At 50.5% G+C, this 17,725-nt stretch carries 16 protein-coding genes and 1 tRNA gene; 11 read left to right on the plus strand and 6 right to left on the minus strand.

Annotated features, from left to right (window positions below):
* Positions 1 to 87 precede the first annotated feature (87 nt).
* Genes ABDW72_RS09380 through ABDW72_RS09390 form a run of 3 tightly spaced genes read left to right on the plus strand, consistent with a single transcriptional unit; the run spans position 88 to position 2,475 of the window.
* Complete coding sequence (locus ABDW72_RS09380; RefSeq protein WP_347158285.1) at positions 88 to 702, plus strand: sugar transferase; 615 nt, start codon at positions 88 to 90, stop codon at positions 700 to 702.
* A complete protein-coding gene (locus ABDW72_RS09385) occupies positions 699 to 1,352 on the plus strand; it encodes an acetyltransferase (RefSeq protein ID WP_347158286.1) in 654 nt (217 codons plus the stop codon). Before ABDW72_RS09380 ends, ABDW72_RS09385 begins: the two co-directional genes overlap by 4 nt.
* Positions 1,342 to 2,475, plus strand: a complete 1,134-nt coding sequence (locus tag ABDW72_RS09390; protein ID WP_347158287.1) for a DegT/DnrJ/EryC1/StrS family aminotransferase — start codon at positions 1,342 to 1,344, stop codon at positions 2,473 to 2,475. The genes ABDW72_RS09385 and ABDW72_RS09390 overlap by 11 nt, the downstream gene beginning before the upstream one ends.
* 8 nt (positions 2,476 to 2,483) lie before the next feature.
* Here the strand turns inward: ABDW72_RS09390 and ABDW72_RS09395 are convergent, their stop codons facing one another.
* Complete coding sequence (locus tag ABDW72_RS09395) at positions 2,484 to 3,614, minus strand: trans-sulfuration enzyme family protein (RefSeq protein WP_347158288.1); 1,131 nt, start codon at positions 3,612 to 3,614, stop codon at positions 2,484 to 2,486.
* Positions 3,615 to 3,981: 367 nt separating this feature from the next.
* Here ABDW72_RS09395 and ABDW72_RS09400 point away from each other — a divergent pair, with 367 nt between their 5' ends.
* Positions 3,982 to 4,656, plus strand: coding sequence for a hypothetical protein (locus tag ABDW72_RS09400; RefSeq protein ID WP_347158289.1), 675 nt, complete (start codon positions 3,982 to 3,984; stop codon positions 4,654 to 4,656).
* A 389-nt stretch (positions 4,657 to 5,045) separates the two neighbouring features.
* Here ABDW72_RS09400 and atpC read toward each other — a convergent pair whose 3' ends face one another.
* From atpC to ABDW72_RS09420, 4 genes are all read right to left on the minus strand, one after another.
* The gene (gene atpC, locus ABDW72_RS09405; RefSeq protein ID WP_347158290.1) at positions 5,046 to 5,291 is read right to left on the minus strand and encodes an ATP synthase F1 subunit epsilon; all 246 of its coding nucleotides are present in this window, start codon (positions 5,289 to 5,291) and stop codon (positions 5,046 to 5,048) included.
* A 91-nt stretch (positions 5,292 to 5,382) separates the two neighbouring features.
* Positions 5,383 to 6,888 (minus strand): F0F1 ATP synthase subunit beta, encoded by a 1,506-nt coding sequence (gene atpD / locus ABDW72_RS09410; RefSeq protein WP_347158291.1) that lies wholly within the window; start codon positions 6,886 to 6,888, stop codon positions 5,383 to 5,385.
* A 306-nt stretch (positions 6,889 to 7,194) separates the two neighbouring features.
* On the minus strand, positions 7,195 to 7,464 hold the full coding sequence (locus ABDW72_RS09415) for a hypothetical protein (RefSeq protein WP_347158292.1): 270 nt from the start codon (positions 7,462 to 7,464) through the stop codon (positions 7,195 to 7,197).
* Positions 7,465 to 7,766: 302 nt separating this feature from the next.
* A complete protein-coding gene (locus ABDW72_RS09420; RefSeq protein ID WP_347158293.1) occupies positions 7,767 to 7,916 on the minus strand; it encodes a hypothetical protein in 150 nt (49 codons plus the stop codon).
* 272 nt (positions 7,917 to 8,188) lie between these two features.
* Between ABDW72_RS09420 and purL the strand changes: the two genes are divergently transcribed.
* The 7 genes from purL to ABDW72_RS09455 all read left to right on the plus strand — a co-directional run bounded on the left by purL (position 8,189) and on the right by ABDW72_RS09455 (position 15,434).
* Entirely contained in the window at positions 8,189 to 10,405 is a 2,217-nt protein-coding gene (gene purL, locus ABDW72_RS09425; RefSeq protein WP_347158294.1) for a phosphoribosylformylglycinamidine synthase subunit PurL, read from the plus strand.
* A gap of 107 nt (positions 10,406 to 10,512) precedes the next feature.
* A tRNA-Gln gene (locus ABDW72_RS09430) sits at positions 10,513 to 10,585 on the plus strand.
* 169 nt (positions 10,586 to 10,754) lie between these two features.
* Positions 10,755 to 11,684, plus strand: a complete 930-nt coding sequence (locus ABDW72_RS09435) for a ribose-phosphate pyrophosphokinase (protein ID WP_347158295.1) — start codon at positions 10,755 to 10,757, stop codon at positions 11,682 to 11,684.
* A 165-nt stretch (positions 11,685 to 11,849) separates the two neighbouring features.
* Positions 11,850 to 12,437, plus strand: coding sequence for a 50S ribosomal protein L25/general stress protein Ctc (locus ABDW72_RS09440; RefSeq protein ID WP_347158296.1), 588 nt, complete (start codon positions 11,850 to 11,852; stop codon positions 12,435 to 12,437).
* 139 nt (positions 12,438 to 12,576) lie between these two features.
* Positions 12,577 to 13,143 (plus strand): aminoacyl-tRNA hydrolase, encoded by a 567-nt coding sequence (gene pth / locus ABDW72_RS09445; RefSeq protein WP_347158297.1) that lies wholly within the window; start codon positions 12,577 to 12,579, stop codon positions 13,141 to 13,143.
* Between the two features lie 99 nt (positions 13,144 to 13,242).
* Positions 13,243 to 14,508 (plus strand): MDR family MFS transporter, encoded by a 1,266-nt coding sequence (locus ABDW72_RS09450; RefSeq protein ID WP_347158298.1) that lies wholly within the window; start codon positions 13,243 to 13,245, stop codon positions 14,506 to 14,508.
* Positions 14,509 to 14,759: 251 nt separating this feature from the next.
* On the plus strand, positions 14,760 to 15,434 hold the full coding sequence (locus ABDW72_RS09455) for a GAF domain-containing protein (protein WP_347158299.1): 675 nt from the start codon (positions 14,760 to 14,762) through the stop codon (positions 15,432 to 15,434).
* A gap of 89 nt (positions 15,435 to 15,523) precedes the next feature.
* Here ABDW72_RS09455 and metG read toward each other — a convergent pair whose 3' ends face one another.
* On the minus strand, positions 15,524 to 17,572 hold the full coding sequence (gene metG / locus ABDW72_RS09460; protein ID WP_347158300.1) for a methionine--tRNA ligase: 2,049 nt from the start codon (positions 17,570 to 17,572) through the stop codon (positions 15,524 to 15,526).
* Between the last annotated feature and the right edge of the window lie 153 nt (positions 17,573 to 17,725).

The raw sequence follows: 17,725 nt of genomic DNA on the forward strand, positions 1-17,725 counted from the left end.
GTATAAACGCAGATTTGCATAGAAGCGAACAAATCCGTAAACTGTGGTGTTTAAGCCGATCAGGAATCAAGTATAAAAAATTATAACATGTATCAGCAGTATGGCAAGCGGGTGTTGGATGTGGTAGTGGCTGGCGTAGCCCTGCTGGTATGCGCGCCGTTGCTGCTGTGCCTCTGCCCCTGGGTGTATGTATCCAACGGAGGTACTATACTTTTCCGGCAGCAGCGCCCGGGCCTGCATGGGCGGCCGTTTTACCTGTACAAGCTGCAAACAATGGCGCAGACCCGTACGCCCGCCGGGAAACTCCTGCCCGATGACCAGCGCCTGACCGAATTTGGCAAGTGGCTGCGACAGTTATCCCTTGATGAGCTCCCGCAATTCTACAATGTACTTCGGGGTGATCTGAGCCTGGTGGGGCCGCGGCCGCTGCTGATGGAGTACCTGCCGTTGTATTCTCCTGAGCAGGCGCGGCGTCACTCTCTAAAGCCGGGCATTACCGGCTGGGCGCAGGTGCACGGGCGCAACAACATCAGTTGGGAGCAGAAGTTCCGACTCGACCTGTGGTATGTTGATCATATCTCGTTCAGCACGGATGCTTTTATACTGCTTAAAACCATTAAACGCGTGGTGCTTCGCCAAGACATCCAAATGGCCGGCCATGCCACTGCGCCACGGTTTACAGGCTCAAACGTACCCGCATGACAGACATTGCCATTGTGGGAGCCGGAGGATTAGGACGCGAAGTGCTGGTGCTGCTCCATCAGATAAATGATGTGATGCCGCAGTGGAATGTAACCGGCTTCTATGACGATAACTTGCCGGCCGGCTACCCGATTGATGACTATACTTGTTTGGGGACTGTAGCTGATTTGGCTGAGCTAGATTATCCGCTTTCCATTGCAGTTGGCATCGGAAGTCCTGTTATAAAAACAACCATCGTAAAAAAGCTGCAACGCAATCAGCACCTTTGCTTTCCTACTTTAATCCATCCCGCTGTACAGCTTAAACCTTACCAGCGAATAGAACTTGGGGAAGGAGTGATCCTCAGCCGGGGTACCATTTTGACAACTTCGATCCGATTGGGCCACCATGTTTTTGTAAACCTAAGCTGTACGATTGGGCATGATGCTATATTGGAGGATTACGTTGCCTTGATGCCAGGTGTCAATATTTCCGGAGGTACACGGATTGGAGCAGGAACTTACATGGGAACAAATGCTACAGTCCTCCAGAACCTGCACATAGGTGCAGGCAGCTTTATAGGAGCGGGCGCCGTAGTTATTACAGCCATACCTGCTGGGAGCACTGCCGTAGGCGTGCCAGCAAAAATCATCAAACAACATGAATTATAGACCCGGACGTATTTTCTTGTCGGTGCCACATATGGGTGGCCATGAGAAAAATTATGTACTGAAAGCGCTGGAGGATAATTGGGTGAGCACGGCTGGTCCAAACCTAGCCGGTTTTGAGCATGACATCTGCCAGCATACCAATGCCCGCCATGCCGTTGCCCTGAACGCCGGTACGGCCGCTATCCACCTGGCATTGCGTGTGTTGGGTATCGGCCCTGGCACCGATGTATTTTGCTCCTCTTTTACCTTTGTAGCTACTGCCAACCCGATTCGCTATGTGGGGGCCACCCCGGTGTTTATAGATAGTGAACCCGACACCTGGAACATGTGCCCCGATGCGCTGCGACAGGCAATTACCGCCCGCATAAAAGCAGGCAATAAGCCTGGTTGCATTCTGGTGGTGCACTTATATGGCATGCCTGCCAAGCTGAAAGAGATTATGGAGGTAGCAGCCTTGTTTGGTATTCCGGTGGTGGAAGATGCCGCGGAGGCACTGGGCTCCCGCTATGGTGGCCACCAGGTAGGTACGCTAGGCGCAGCAGGTATTTTTTCTTTCAACGGCAACAAGATCATTACGACTTCGGGCGGCGGTGCGCTGGTAACGGCAAGCGAGCCATTGGCTGCGCAGGTACATTTCCTGGCGACGCAAGCCAAAGATCCGGCTCCATTTTACCAGCACTCACAGCAAGGTTACAATTACCGCCTCAGCAACGTGAGTGCCGGCATTGGCCGCGGCCAGCTGGAGGTGCTCGAAAAGCGCGTAAAGCAGCGGCGCGAAGTATTTACTTACTACAAAGAACGCCTCCAACAAGTAGAAGGGCTGGTCTTTCTGCCGGAGCCGAAGGGTTGCTTCTCCAATCGCTGGCTCACCACAGTGCTGCTGCCCGAAGGGTATAGCCCCGAAAGTATACGCCTGGCCTTGGAAGAAGAGAACATAGAGGTACGGCCGCTCTGGAAGCCGCTCCACTTGCAGCCACTTTTCGAGGAGGCGCCTTACTATGGCGATGGATTCAGCGAATGGCTGTTTTCACGCGGCCTTTGCCTGCCCAGCAGCAGCAGCCTCACCGAAGAAGAACTAGACAAAGTAATCAAAGCGCTCCTGCGGCAACTCCCGCAGGGCTAGGCACTACCTTAAATATGCGCCAGCGCCTGCTCCAGATCAGCAATCAGCTCTTCGGGTTCCTCTATACCCACCGACAGGCGAATGACGCCTGCTGTTATACCTAGTTTCTGCTGCTGCTCCGGCGCCAGCGAACGGTGCGAGGTACCCAACGGATACGAAATAGAAGTGCTGACACCTGCCAGCGACGGCGCAAACGGAATCTGCTTTAACGCCTGCATAAAAGCATTGACAGTAGCCGTATCATCTTTGATTCTAAAGCTCAGCATCCCGCCAAACTTCCCCTGCCCCTGCGCTTTCGCCAGTTCGTGCTGTGGATGGCACGCTAAGCCGGGGTACCATACCTCCTCTACTTTCGGGTGTTGCTGCAGGTAAAGGGCCAAGTGCTGGGCATTGCTGCAGTGCTGCCGCATGCGCAGGCGCAACGTTTTCAGCCCACGTGCTGCCAACCATCCTTCAAACGGACTCAGGTTCAGGCCATAAGTCATCATCACCTGCCGCACCCGCTGCAGGTCCTCCTGCTCCCGGCACACGACGACTCCGGCCGTTACATCGCTGTGGCCGGAGAGGTATTTGGTTACACTATGGATTACCACATCAGCGCCCAATTGGAGGGGTTTAGTAAGTATGGGCGTAGCGAACGTATTATCAATGACCAACTTTATACCTTGCTGCTTTGTTTCCTGTGCCAGATGCTGCACATCCAACACCTGCAGCAGCGGGTTGCTCATCGTTTCGGCGAGAAACAGTTTAGTATTGGATTGCACATAAGGCTGCAGCGCATACGTAGCGGCAGACGGCACGGACGTTACCTCCAGCCCCATCCGCGAAAGCTCCTTCACCAGCAGCGAAGAGGAACCGCCATAGATCTCTTCGGCATACAGCACATGGTCTCCGGCTTTGCATAGCGCCAGTATCGCTGCCAGTATTGCCGACATACCTGACGAAGTTACCACCGCTCCTGCACCTTCTTCCAGTTTGTTCACCTCCTGTGCCAGCTCATCGGTATTGGGATTGCCGTAGCGGGTGTACATATAGCTCTGGCCGGGTTGCGCAAAGTATAACTCCAGCTCGTTCAGGTCTTCAAAGGCAAAAACGGAGGTTTGGTAAATAGGTGTGGTCTTCGGATGAATGTGCGGCATAGTCAGCAAGTATAAATTCGTTCTGAAGTTAAGGAGTATTTGCGGGATGTAAAATGGTGCAGCCGTTTAATCTGCAGGGCTAGTCTGAATGTTTGCACCCGGAAAGTTGTAATTGAATGGCACAAGACCTTTTAGTAAGCTGCTCCAAGAACAGCATCGATCTCCTCATATCCTAAAGATAAGGTATTCCGTTATTTATCTTATATTTACTACCAGCTATGTATTAGTACTCAGCAGGTACACGGGTTATCTCAAAGGCAAAGCAACTCCACCTATAATGCAGATAACCAGAATAGCTGTTCCGGTTATTGGCTACAATTAGCTGTTAGCAGGAATAACTCCTGTTATACTCTAGTTGGCACCAATTATGAACTATAGAAAGATATTTTTATTAGCAGTTGGCGGTATACTTATAAGCCTATCATCACACGCCAACAGTTGCCCTGGTCAGAAATGGGCAACTTGGAGCATTGCTATAGTTCAGGAAGAAATTAGAAAGAATGAATTAATTTTCTTAGGTGAGGTTCTTACTTCAGATGGCTTTAACTACAGCATGAGGGTGATTGACGTCTTCAAAGGAGAAATCCTTTCAGACACTGTGTATGGTTCTTACAAGCATAAGTGCTATTTACCTCCGACAGAAGGTATATGGGTTGTTTATTCTAAATTCGAAAAAACAGAAAAAGGCTTACGGCTGCTGGACATGAGCAGTCTTTCCAGAAGCCTTTCGCACCCGTTGTCCAACAATATACCATTTCTACCGAATCCTTCAGAACTTATTGCAGCACGTGCGACAATGAACGACAGTGCGTATAAACAGGTGGTTAAAGTAATGTTTGAAGAGGTTGAAGCAGAAGAAGAAAGAAAAATGCTACCTGTCTTCCTAAAGAACTGGATGAATGAATATGCTATGTTAACCGCAAATAGAAGAGTATACAGTAGTCGCCCTGAATCGTTAGCTGATAAAGCTCATAATATAACTTCATATGTTGCTCTAGGTGTGGCTTTGATAGCTTTAGTTATAGCCCTACTGAAAAAATAACTAAGTGCCAACCACGTGTATGCTTCATGCTTCGGCTACGCCTTGCACGTCGGCTGCACCAGTCCGTTACTCTTTTAAATAGAAAGCTTAATTATGATAAAGATGCGAATAAAAGTAAGCTTTCGCTTAAATAATCAAGCAGCATCGGCTGGTTTCATACTGCGTCACCTTGGCGAGACAATAAATAGGTTTTTGGGTGTACCCTCAGCTGTGCAGAAGATATAACGATGAGCAAATCCGATACAGGACTAGGTGAGGACCTTAAATAAGTATGCATCCCATTGTACATGATTGTAAAATGGCTCAGAAGGTTTATAGAGGACTTAAAACAACAAGGCCTTCTGTTTCAGCGAAACAGAAGGCCTTGTTTATACTTAGGGATAAGGCTGCTATTCGATCACGGACTCAGCAAGTACAATGATCTTGTTGTTCAGCACTTCTACCACACCACCATCTACTGTAAAGAACTCTAGTCCTTTGCTGGTTGTCAGGCGGATGGGGCCTCTTTCCATGGTACTTATCAGCGGAGCGTGTAGGTTCAGCACTTCAAAAGAGCCATTGGCTCCCGGAAACTGCGCTGCCTCCACCTCTCCGGCGAAAACTTTTTTATCAGGTGTGATGATCTCTAAAAACATCTTTTATAGTTAAGAGTTCAAGGTCAAGAGTTAAAAGCCACCATTGGAAACCAACTTTTGCCTTTTAACTCTTAACTTTTAACTAAGAAACCTATTTTGCTTCGGCCAGCATTTTCTCGCCTTTCGCAACAGCATCTTCAATGGTACCTACCAGGTTAAAGGCAGATTCCGGCAGGTAGTCATACTTACCATCCATGATCTCGTTGAAGCTGCGGATGGTGTCTTTGATGTCTACCAGTACGCCTTTCAGGCCAGTGAACTGCTCCGCCACGTGGAACGGCTGCGACAGGAAACGCTGTACACGGCGCGCGCGGTGTACAACCTGCTTGTCCTCGTCAGAAAGTTCGTCCATACCCAGAATGGCGATGATGTCCTGAAGTTCTTTGTAGCGCTGCAGGATCTCTTTCACACGCTGTGCAGTGTTGTAGTGCTCGTCGCCCAGCACGTCAGCTGACAGGATGCGGGAAGTAGAATCCAGCGGGTCCACGGCCGGGTAAATACCTAGCTCGGAGATTTTACGGGAAAGTACGGTAGTGGCATCCAGGTGAGCAAACGTTGTTGCCGGAGCCGGGTCCGTCAAGTCGTCGGCAGGTACGTAAACGGCCTGCACAGAGGTAATGGAACCGCGCTTGGTAGAGGTAATACGCTCCTGCATGGCACCCATCTCTGTGGCCAGCGTTGGCTGGTAACCTACCGCTGATGGCATACGTCCCAAAAGGGCCGACACCTCAGAACCTGCCTGCGTAAAGCGGAAGATGTTATCGATAAAAAACAGGATATCACGACCAGCACCAGAGCCGTCACCATCACGGAAGTTTTCCGCTACTGTAAGACCAGCTAAGGCTACACGGGCACGTGCCCCTGGTGGCTCGTTCATCTGGCCAAACACGAGGGTTGCCTGCGATTTTGCCAGCTCGGTCATGTCCACTTTGTCCAGATCCCAGCCGCCTTGCTCCATCGAGTGGGCGAATTCTTCGCCATACTTGATAACGCCAGACTCGATCATTTCACGCAGCAGGTCATTTCCTTCACGCGTACGCTCACCTACACCGGCAAACACAGACAGACCTGCATAAGCTTTCGCGATGTTGTTGATAAGCTCCATGATCAATACAGTTTTACCTACACCGGCACCACCGAAAAGACCAATTTTACCGCCCTTCACATAAGGCTCCAGGAGGTCGATTACTTTTATACCTGTATAAAGCACTTCGGATGAAGTAGCCAGATCTTCGAATCGGGGAGCTGACCGGTGAATCGGCAATCCGCCGGCGCTCACTGGCTGCTGAATACCGTCAATGGCTTCGCCGATCACATTGAAGAGGCGTCCTTTGATACCTTCGCCTGTCGGCATGGTAATCGGGCCTTCCAGATCGAGCACCTGTGCGCCGCGGGTTAGGCCTTCCGTAGAGTCCATCGCAATGGTACGCACGCGGTCTTCGCCGAGGTGATTCTGACACTCCAGAATGATCTTCTGGCCATTGTCTTTCGTCACTTCAAGGGCATCTAAAATATTTGGTAGTTTCGTGTTTTCACCCACAAAGCTAACGTCCACCACCGGGCCGATAACCTGGGTAATTCTGCCAATATTCGCCATTTGACTTTGTTATATGTATTAACTATTGTTACGGAGTTATTTCAGGGTGCAAAAATAAGGTATAAATTCCTGAATTCCATGCAACCTTTTAAAAACTTTTAAATGCCTCAGCCTGAAAGAAAACCGCAAAACGGCCCTTTCTATATTAAAAGTGCCATACTAAAAGCTTGTATTCCGCCACACAAGGCAGATGGGAACAGCGCAAGCTTCGCCTGTAGGTCGGATGTGGGGTAAGAAAGTATACTATGGTTGCCTTTCAAAATTCGCCTGGTATACGATGTATAGTATAAGCGGCCTTTCAGATGGCTAGATTTCGATTCGGAGCACCCACTTTCCCGGCTCCTCAACCACAAATTTCACTTCCCGGTCGTAAACGGCGGAATTCATTTTGTTTGCGGCCCTGAACCGAACGCTGCCTTCAAAAGGAAGATTAATATTATCAAACCCTGTAAAACTTCCGTTCGTCATTGTCGCACCGCTGCTTCCGGTCAGTTGCAGGTCTTCTACCGAGCCAATCTGTGAGCCAAGCCGTGTGATCTGAACCTGCACACTGCTGCCCTGATCACCTCTTTTCATGAGGGTGGCTTTATCTACATCCCGCGCCAACACGACTTTCGTCTTCCTTGTTTCTTTTGTTCTGGCAAGTCTTCTCTTTTTTTTGCCTGAGCTTGTAGCAGTAGTATCCTGGCGGGCAACCACGTGGGTAGCTGCTAGCAATAGCGGAACAGGGGCCTTAGGCATACTGGAGAAGATAATACCTACACTTGCGAGGGAAACAAATAAAAGTGTACAGAAGGAGCTCATAGCTACGCGATTATAGTTCAGCACTAAATATACCTTATTCTACTGAACATCAAAGCTATCGGGCACCTGTTTCTCTACAAGTGGCTCAGCATTTCTATCTGCTGGTCGTTCAGCAGGATGTAGCGGTTGTTGAAGGGGTTAGCGTAAAACTTCTCCGCTATTACATACTCACCGGACTTTAGCTTATGTATGTTATAGCTGAACAAGCTGTTTGACCGCTCCATGACTAACTCTGTTGTACTCAAATCTAACTGGCGGCCACACGTGGTGGTTACTAAATCGGGATTGACTGTTGTAACTGGCATAATAAAAATAAACTGTGGACAATTCTTTACGCATAAACTATAGGCAAGTGACAGACTATGAGGATAAAAACCTCTAAAGTTTTCCACAGCAGCCCTAGCCATACTTTGCCGTGGTAAAAACAACAGCTTTGGCTGCACCTTAAAACAGAAATGCCTACTTTTGCTTATCCGTTACAAAAGCCAGACTAAAAGTGGAACAACAACTCACTACCATAGAAACCGCCCAGAAGCTCGGCCTTCTGGAAGAGGAATTTGAACGCATCAAACAAATTTTAGGTCGCACCCCTAATTTTACAGAGCTCAGCATCTTTTCAGTGATGTGGTCGGAGCACTGTTCTTACAAAAACTCTATTGTTTGGCTTAAGAAACTTCCTAAGAGTTCTCCCCGCATTCTGGCCGAAGCCGGTGAAGAAAATGCCGGCCTGGTAGACATTGGCGACGGCTATGCCTGTAGCTTTAAAATAGAATCACACAACCACCCCTCAGCTATAGAGCCATACCAGGGCGCTGCAACCGGCGTGGGAGGTATAAACCGTGATATTTTCACAATGGGTGCCCGCCCGATCGCGCAGCTTAACTCTTTGCGCTTCGGCAATCTGCGCTCTGAGAAAACACAGCGGCTGCTACGCGGCGTGGTAAAAGGCATCGGCGACTATGGCAATGCCTTTGGCATACCTACGGTTGGCGGCGAACTCTTTTTCGACGAATGCTACACGATCAACCCACTGGTCAATGCGTTTTCTGCAGGCATCGTAAAGGTGGGCGAAACAGCCTCTGCTACGTCTTACGGCGTAGGCAACCCGGTATTTATAGTTGGCTCGGCCACAGGCAAAGATGGCATCCATGGCGCAGCATTCGCCTCGAAAGATATTACCGAAGACTCGGTGAATGACCTGCCATCAGTGCAGGTAGGCGACCCTTTCCAGGAAAAGCTTCTGTTAGAAGCCTCGCTGGAAATCATACAGTCCGGTGCTGTGATCGGTATGCAGGACATGGGCGCCGCCGGCATCACCTGCTCTACCTCCGAAATGAGTGCCAAAGGAGAACATGGCATGGACATCTGGCTGGATAAAGTTCCTACCCGCCAGGCCAACATGGTTCCGTTTGAAATTCTGCTTTCCGAAAGCCAGGAGCGCATGCTGATCGTGATGAAGAAAGGCGAAGAGCAGACCATAAAGGACATCTGCGACAAGTGGGACCTGTATTGCGAGCAGATTGGTGTCGTAACCGAAGGCGGACAGTTGCGCTATTACCAGAATGGCGAACTGGTAGCCGAGGTGCCTGCTGAAGACCTGGTACTGGGCGGCGGCGCACCCGTTTACCACCGGGAGTACCGTGAACCTGCCTATTTTGCAGAGGCCCAGAAATTTAGCATAACGCAGGTACAGGAGCCGGAAGACTACCAGGCAGTGGCCGAGTTTCTGGCTACGCATCCCAACATCGCCTCCAAGCGCTGGGTGTACCGCCAGTATGATTCGATGGTAGGCACAGCCACTACCACCACCAATGCCCCTGCCGATGCGGCCGTAGTAAAAGTAAAAGGTACCGACAAATCGATTGTGGTGACAGTGGACTGCAACAGTCGCTATGTGCATGCCGACCCCGAACAGGGATGCGCCATTGCCGTAGCTGAGGCTGCCCGCAACATTGTGTGCACCGGCGGCGAGCCTGTAGCTATTACCAACTGCCTTAACTTTGGCAACCCCTACGTGCCCGAGGTATACTGGCAGTTCGTTGGCGCCATCAAAGGTATGAAAAAGGCCTGCGAAGCGCTGGGTACGCCGGTAACAGGTGGCAACGTCAGCTTCTACAACCAGTCTTCTGACGAAGGTCCCGTATTCCCGACACCTACTATTGGTATGCTGGGCATCATGGAGAAGAAAGAGAACCAGATGACACTTGCTTTTCAGGAAGCCGGCGACCTGATCTATCTGCTGGGTGATGCGCAGAACGACATTGCCTCCTCTGAGTACTTGTACGCTTACCACAATGTAAAGCTCTCCCCTGCTCCATACTTCGACCTGGAGACAGAGTTGAACGTGCAGGCGGCGGTGAAAGACGTAATCGAGCAGAAACTGGTTCGTTCGGCGCATGACGTGGCCGACGGCGGTTTATACATTGCGCTGCTAGAGTCTGCTATGCCAAACGAACTGGGCTTTGATGTAGAAACCGATAAAAATTTCAGGAAAGATGCGTACTTGTTTGGCGAGAGTCAGAGCCGCATTGTGGTTTCTGTTTCGCCGGCAAAACAGGCGGAGTTTGAAAAGTCGCTGCAAAACAAGTCTGTGAATTTCAAAAAATTAGGTACCGTTACCCGCCACGACTGCCACATTGACGGGGAGCTCTTTCATGCAATAACGGTTGCCAAAAAGCACTATGACACCGCGCTAGAGCAGATTTTAGACTAACATTCTGAAATAATTTTTCAGCAAATGTTTGCAGTTTAAAATCGTCTCTCTATCTTTGCATCACCAAACGACAAAGGGGGCTTCCACCCCCGCGTTGTGCGGTAGTTTGTCCGATGGTGTAACTGGCAACACGTCTGATTTTGGTTCAGAAGAGTCCAGGTTCGAGCCCTGGTCGGACAACATAGAGAAGAACAGTATCCTGGAATGGGTACTGTTCTTCTTTGCTTTCAGCCCTCCTTGTAACTAATTAAAAATCAGAAATGTGTGGTGGCGGGTATCTGAAATTTTGGTAGCTTTGCGGGCATAGTAACCTAAATCCAAACCCAAAACGTTAGCTTTTAGCAACCTTATGCCTCAGGTAAAAATATTTTCTGGTTCCGCATCGCAATACTTATCCGAAAAGATTGCAGCCGCTTACGGCACCAAGTTAGGCGACCTTACCATCTCACGCTTCAGCGACGGAGAAATTGGCGTTCACTATAACGAGTCTGTTCGTGGCGCCGAAGTTTTCATCATCTTGTCTACCTTCCCACCTGCTGATAACCTGATGGAGCTGATGCTGCTGGTAGACGCTGCCAAGCGCGCCTCCGCGCATAAAGTAATTGTGGTAATGCCTTACTATGGCTATGCCCGCCAGGACAGGAAAGACAAGCCCCGGGTATCAATCGGTGCTAAAGTGGTGGCCAACGCCATCCAGTCGGTAGGTACAGACCGCCTGATGACCTGCGACCTGCATGCCGGCCAGATTCAGGGCTTTTTCGATATCCCGGTAGACCACCTGGATGGCTCCGCTATTTTTGTGCCTTACCTGCGCAGCCTGGACCTGGGCAGCGACCTGATCTTTGCTTCACCAGACGTAGGCGGCGTTGTACGGACACGTGCTTTCGCCAAGAACTTTGGCGCTGAAATGGTAGTTTGCGACAAGCACCGAAAACGTGCTAACGAGATCGCTTCGATGCAGGTGATTGGTGACGTAGAAGGTATGGACGTGGTATTGGTGGATGACATGGTAGATACAGCTGGCACCATTACCAAGGCAGCCGAACTGCTGAAAGCGAAGGGCGCGAAATCGGTGCGGGCCATTGCTACTCACCCTGTACTCTCAGGGCCAGCTTATGAGCGCATCGAGAACTCCGTGCTCGAAGAATTAGTTGTATCTGATACAATTCCGCTCAAGCAGGAATGCGCCAAGATCAAGGTGCTTTCATTCGCCAATCTTTTTGCCCGGGCCATCAATAATGTGGTAACGCACGAGTCGATCAGTTCGCTGTTTATCTAATTAATTGTTGCATGGCTGCATGGTTTAATGGTTTATTCTGTGAATAGCACTTTAACCGTTTAGCAAAACAACCATCGAAGCCTAACAATTTAACCATTAAACAATCAAACAATTAAAAAAAACCGTACCTTTGCGGCCTAATATTATACTTACTAAACAAATTTTATGCAAACATTAGAGATTATAGGGTTTAAAAGAGCAAATCTCGGTAAGCAGCAGGCAAAAGACCTGCGCAATGAGTCTTTTGTACCAGGTGTAATGTACGGTGGCGAAGAGCAAGTTCACTTCTACGCACCTGCTATCCTGTTCAGAGACTTAGTTTATTCGCCGGAAGTATACGAGGTAGACCTCAACATTGAAGGCACGCACTACAGAACCGTTCTACAGGATGCACAGTTTCACCCTGTAAACGAAATGTTGCTGCACGTAGACTTCCTGCTCCTGCACGAAGACAAAGAAGTGAAAATGGATATACCTGTGAAAATGGTAGGCGTTTCGCCTGGCGTTTTAGCTGGTGGTAAATTGGTTACCAAACTGCGTAAGCTGAAAGTGAAAGCCCTTCCGGCCAACCTTCCGGATTATGTGGAGGTGGATATCTCTGACCTGGAATTGGGTAAGTCTATTAAAGTAGGTAAGATCAAGACTGGTGACTATGAGATCCTGACCAACACTCTGGCTCCGGTAGCAACAGTTACAATTCCACGTGCCCTGAAGAGCGCACAGGTGGAAGAAGCCCGCGGCGGCAAGAAATAAGTTTAAGCAGCGCTTACTTATCAAAATCCTGTCCTGCCACTGCGCAGGACAGGATTTTTTTTGATCTGTTACTAAATTAATGCTCCAAACTATAAAACGATGGCTGGGCCTTGCTCCCGCCATTATTGAAGCAACACATATGAAATACTTGATTGTAGGACTCGGCAACATCGGGCCTGAGTATGCAGACACGCGCCACAACATCGGCTTTATGGTGCTGGACTACCTGGCACAGAAGTATGGCGCGGCTACCTTTGAGGTGAGCCGGCATGCTTTTGTAACGGAGATCAAAAGCAAAGGCCGCACCTATGTGCTGGTAAAGCCTACCACCTACATGAACCTGAGCGGCAAAGCGGTGGGCCACTACCTCAACAGCCTGAAACTGCCTGCCGAGCAGCTGCTTGTGATCACAGACGACATTGCACTGCCTTTCGGCAAAATCCGCATCCGCGCAAAAGGCAGCGCCGGCGGTCACAATGGCCTTAAAAATATAGAAGAGACGCTCGGGCATAACAATTACCCCCGGCTGCGCTTTGGTGTGGGCGATGCTTTCCATAAAGGTAAGCAGGTAGATTATGTACTGAGCAAGTTCAGTCCCGACGAGCAAGCGGAATTACAAACGCTGATCGAGAAAGCAGCCGATGCTGCCCTGGCGTTTGGCACCATTGGTCTGGAGCGAACCATGAACCAGTTTAATACCAAGTAGACTCCCTGTGGAGACGCAAAATTGGCATCTCCTGCTGTTGCCATCCCGACTGTCCTGCTTAAAAGGCGTGTAATTGGCGTCTTTATATTACCTGTACCTATGAAACGGTTCTTCCTCCTTTACCGCAATGCGTTCGGTGGCCTCTCCAAAGATGCCTGGATGATGTCAGTGGTGATGCTCATCAACCGCAGCGGCTCCATGGTGACACCTTTCCTGAGCATCTATGTAACCAGTATGCTAGGCTATACTTTGCGGGAAGCAGGCATCATTCTCAGCATCTATGGCATGGGCGCGGTTTGCGGCGCATTCCTGGGTGGCTGGCTCACCGACCGGATCGGCCATTTCAGGGTGCAGTTCGTGAGCCTGACATTGGGCGGCTGTTTATACTTTCTGTTGCTTCGCCTGCATCAGTTTGGCTACCTGGCTGCGGGTGTTTTTATACTTAGCCTTGTGAATGATATGCTGCGGCCGGCAAACGCAGCTTCCATCGCCTACTATGCCCGGCCTGAGAATGTGACGCGTGCATTCTCACTCAACCGCATGGCCATTAACCTGGGCTTTTCGGTAGGGCCAGCCATTGGTGGTCTGCTGGCGGCCCTCTCCTACCACTGGCTCTTTATTACCGATGGCACTACATGTATTGCAGCGGGCATCTTCTTCTTTTTATACTTCCGCAACCGACAGGGCCATAAACCGGTGCGGCAAAAGCAGCAGACAGAAGCACCTGCCCCGGCACTCCGCTCCCCTTACCGCGACCGCACCTTTGTGCTGTTCGTGGTCTTGTGCAGCTGTTTTGCCATCATCTTTTTTCAGCTGTTTGCTACCTTGCCTTTATATTACCGGCAGGTATACGCACTGCCCGAGAGCCGCATTGGCGCCCTGATGGGCTTAAACGGCCTCGTTGTTTTCCTGCTGGAGATGATTACGGTATACTTGCTAGGCGACAAAGTAAATAAAGCCATACTTGTAGCGGCCGGCCTCCTGACGCTTGGCACGTCTTTCGTGCTGCTCAACCTGTTGCCCCACATCAGCACCTTATATATTTCGATGCTGCTGCTAAGTATAGCTGAGATCTGCGCGATGCCTTTTATGGCCACCATTACCGTAGAGCGCTCCAGTACCAGCAACCGCGGCGCCTACATGGGCCTGTATACGATCTCTTATGCTGCGGCGCATGTGGTGTCTCCTTTCCTGGGAACGACCATTGTAGCCGCCTATGGTTTTACTACGCTATGGTGGGTCATGGGTGTGCTGTCGGTGCTGGTTGCAGCCGGCCTGTACCTGATCATTCAGCAGATGGAGCGGGAACGGCCTCTGCAACAGCAGGATGTTGTGGCTACCGCCATAAAACTGACCGCCGGCTAAGGTAAAATTCTAGCACCCGCACCTTTTTGCCTTGGCAAGTGTTAAGGGTACCGATGCTGTTGCAATACATATTACAGTAAGCTTTAGCACTCTGTTGCCGGCACAATGCCGCATTAACCAAAGCTCCGGTATAGGGGCAGCCACTGCTTGTTATTTGTTCGATTATCTCTAACAATACGTAAGTACTGTTGTAGCTTTAAGACACAACCGCAGTTGCGCCAGATTTAAGTAAGCAGCTTTATTATTTTAATATGAAGAACACGACTTTGGAGTATAACGAGGAAGAGCGCCTGAAAGCACTAAGACGGTATGAGATTTTAGACACTCCGGAAGATGGGAGCTTTAACAGGCTTACGAAGCTGGCAGCAAAGATCTTTAATGTCCCTATTGCCATCATCACATTGGTCGATACAGACAGGATCTGGTTTAAGTCGCGCTTTGGAGTGGATGTGGCGCAGATCGGAACCGAACCGGGCTTATGTACCTCAGCCATACTTTCTGATGAAGTGTATGTGATCGAAAACGCCATTGAAGACCCGCGCAGCCTCACCAACCCGCTTGTCGTGTCTGAGTTTGGATTACGTTTTTATGCCGCAGCCCCCTTGCAGACGATGGACGGCTACAATCTAGGCACTATATGCCTGATCGATAAAAAGCAGCGCTACCTCACTGAGCCTCAGAAAGAGACTTTAAAAGAGCTTGCCGCTATTGCCATGGATGAGATCGAAATCAGGCTGGCAGCACGAAAAGCAGCCCGGAGCACAGAACAACTGCTGCAGGCTACCCGATCTCACTTACAAGATACTGCCCTGGAGATAGCTAAAGTACCGCTAGCCAACAGAAGCGAAAGCCTCACCAACATAGCCACCTCTTCAAGGGAGCTTGTTCGCCATATAGAGGGATTTCTGGAAGAGTTGCCGGAATAAGTATAGAGTATAGCTATCAAAACAAGAAAGCTCACCTGGTTTGTGCCAGGTGAGCTTTCTTGTTTTGAGGATCGTCTATAGCATAGGCGCTACGATACCGTACCACCATTCTTGATCTGCTTGCCCGGCTGCATAAAAGCCAGAGACCCATCAGCATTTTCGGCCATCAGGATCATACCCTGGCTCGTAATCCCTTTGATATCGCGGGGTGCCAGGTTTACCAGGATGCTTACCTGCTGCCCGATGATCTCTTCCGGGTTAAAGAACTCGGCGATGCCGCTTACCACGGTGCGCTGGTCCAGGCCTGTGTCGATCTTCAGTTTCAGTAGCTTTTTGGTTTTAGCCACTTTCTCCGCTTCGATGATCGTGCCCACGCGGATGTCCATTTTGCTGAAGTCCTCAAAGGTGATATCCTCTTTAGCAGGTTCTACGGTGGCATTTGCCACATTGGCTGCTTCGTTGGCAATTTTGGTATCCAGCAGCTTTTGTACCTGGGCGTCTACGGCCGCGTCCTCCACTTTCTCGAACAGCAGTTCCGGCTTGCCAATCACATGGCCGGCAGGCAGCAGGTTGGCAGCGCCGGCATCGGCCCACATGCCTGCCTTCATCTGAAGCATGTCGCGCAGTTTGGCTGCTGAAGCAGGCAGGAAAGGCTCCATCAGCATGGCCACGCTACCGGATATCTGCAGCGCAATGTTCATGATGGTTTTCACCCGCTCCGCATCCGTTTTGATCAGTTTCCAGGGCTCGGTATCGGCAAGGTACTTGTTGCCGAGGCGGGCCAGGTTCATCAGTTCGCCCAAAGCATCGCGGAAGCGGTAGCGTTCAATGTACGTGGCAATCACCATCGGCATATTCTCCAGCACGCCCAGCACTTCCTTATCATAATCCGTCAGCTCTTTACAGGCAGGCACAGCGCCTTCGTAATATTTCTGGGTGAGCACCACAGCCCGGTTGATAAAGTTACCAAGTATAGCTAGCAGCTCGTTGTTGTTGCGGGCCTGGTAATCTTTCCAGGTAAAGTCGTTGTCTTTGGTTTCAGGCATGTTGGCAGCCAATACGTAGCGCAGCACGTCGGCCTTGCCGGGAAAATCCTGCAGGTACTCGTGCAGCCACACGGCCCAGTTGCGGGAGGTGGAGATCTTGTCGCCTTCCAGGTTCAGGAACTCATTGGCCGGCACATTATCCGGAAGTATAAAATCGCCGTGCGCCTTCAGCATTGCCGGAAAAATGATGCAGTGGAACACGATGTTGTCCTTACCGATAAAATGCACCAGCTTAGTTTCCTCGTCTTTCCAGTACTTCTCCCAATCATCGGTTAAGGCTTTGGTGGCCGAGATATAGCCGATGGGCGCATCGAACCACACGTACAGCACCTTGCCTTCGGCACCCGGCAGGGGTACCGGCACGCCCCAGTCCAGGTCGCGGGTAACGGCGCGCGGCTGCAGCCCCTGGTCTATCCAGCTTTTGCACTGGCCGTACACATTCGGCTTCCAGTCGTTTTTGTGGCCTTCCACGATCCACTCGCGCAGCCAGGCCTCATACTCGTTCAGGGGCAGGTACCAGTGTTTTGTTTCGCGGAGCACTGGTTTAAGGCCGCTCAGCGTGCTCTTTGGGTTAATAAGGTCCGTGGCATTCAAAGACGTGCCGCAGTTCTCACACTGGTCGCCATAGGCATGTTCAAAGCCGCACTTAGGGCAGGTACCCGTAATGTAGCGATCGGCCAGAAACTGGTGCGCGCCCTCATCATAGTACTGCTCGGTCGTCTGTTCAATAAACTTGCCGTCGTTGTAGAGCTTCAGGAAAAAGTCAGAGGCCGTGTCGCGGTGAATGGCAGAGGAGGTGCGGTCGTATACATCAAACGACACGTTGAACTCCTCAAACGAATGCTTGATCAGCTCGTGGTACTTGTCTACCGCCTGTTGTGGTGTGATGCCTTCCTTTTTAGCACGGATGGTGATCGGTACCCCATGCTCATCAGAACCGCAGATAAACTTCACGTCACGTGCCTGCATGCGCAGGTAGCGCACATAAATATCAGCCGGCAGGTATACCCCGGCCAGGTGCCCGATGTGTACCGGACCATTGGCGTAGGGCAGTGCCGCTGTAACTGTATAGCGTTTTGGATTTGTTGTCATGTGTCAGATTCAAAGTGCAAATATACAAATACCACACGGATTGCACTGCCGCCCCAGCTGCAAAATCGGGTGAGGCAGTTTACCCGGGGCCGGTATTTGCGTAAACCAACGGATAAGCGCTGTGGCAGGGCATCCAAAAGTACGTGCGGCAAG

It is taken from the genome of Pontibacter chitinilyticus (genome assembly GCF_039748935.1).
GTDB lineage: Bacteria > Bacteroidota > Bacteroidia > Cytophagales > Hymenobacteraceae > Pontibacter > Pontibacter chitinilyticus.

Bases quoted from the DNA above. Each gene is read 5' to 3' on its own strand.
- atpC (WP_347158290.1), bottom strand. From the start codon at position 5,291: ATGTTTTTAGAGATCATCACACCTGATAAAAAAGTTTTCGCCGGAGAG.
- ABDW72_RS09420 (WP_347158293.1), bottom strand. From the start codon at position 7,916: ATGGAGCGGTCAAACAGCTTGTTCAGCTATAACATACATAAGCTAAAG.
- ABDW72_RS09435 (WP_347158295.1), top strand. From the start codon at position 10,755: ATGCCTCAGGTAAAAATATTTTCTGGTTCCGCATCGCAATACTTATCC.
- ABDW72_RS09385 (WP_347158286.1), top strand. From the start codon at position 699: ATGACAGACATTGCCATTGTGGGAGCCGGAGGATTAGGACGCGAAGTG.
- ABDW72_RS09415 (WP_347158292.1), bottom strand. From the start codon at position 7,464: ATGAAAAGAGGTGATCAGGGCAGCAGTGTGCAGGTTCAGATCACACGG.
- ABDW72_RS09390 (WP_347158287.1), top strand. From the start codon at position 1,342: ATGAATTATAGACCCGGACGTATTTTCTTGTCGGTGCCACATATGGGT.
- ABDW72_RS09450 (WP_347158298.1), top strand. From the start codon at position 13,243: ATGAAACGGTTCTTCCTCCTTTACCGCAATGCGTTCGGTGGCCTCTCC.
- atpD (WP_347158291.1), bottom strand. From the start codon at position 6,888: ATGGCGAATATTGGCAGAATTACCCAGGTTATCGGCCCGGTGGTGGAC.
- ABDW72_RS09380 (WP_347158285.1), top strand. From the start codon at position 88: ATGTATCAGCAGTATGGCAAGCGGGTGTTGGATGTGGTAGTGGCTGGC.
- ABDW72_RS09440 (WP_347158296.1), top strand. From the start codon at position 11,850: ATGCAAACATTAGAGATTATAGGGTTTAAAAGAGCAAATCTCGGTAAG.
- ABDW72_RS09395 (WP_347158288.1), bottom strand. From the start codon at position 3,614: ATGCCGCACATTCATCCGAAGACCACACCTATTTACCAAACCTCCGTT.
- metG (WP_347158300.1), bottom strand. From the start codon at position 17,572: ATGACAACAAATCCAAAACGCTATACAGTTACAGCGGCACTGCCCTAC.
- ABDW72_RS09455 (WP_347158299.1), top strand. From the start codon at position 14,760: ATGAAGAACACGACTTTGGAGTATAACGAGGAAGAGCGCCTGAAAGCA.
- pth (WP_347158297.1), top strand. From the start codon at position 12,577: ATGAAATACTTGATTGTAGGACTCGGCAACATCGGGCCTGAGTATGCA.
- ABDW72_RS09400 (WP_347158289.1), top strand. From the start codon at position 3,982: ATGAACTATAGAAAGATATTTTTATTAGCAGTTGGCGGTATACTTATA.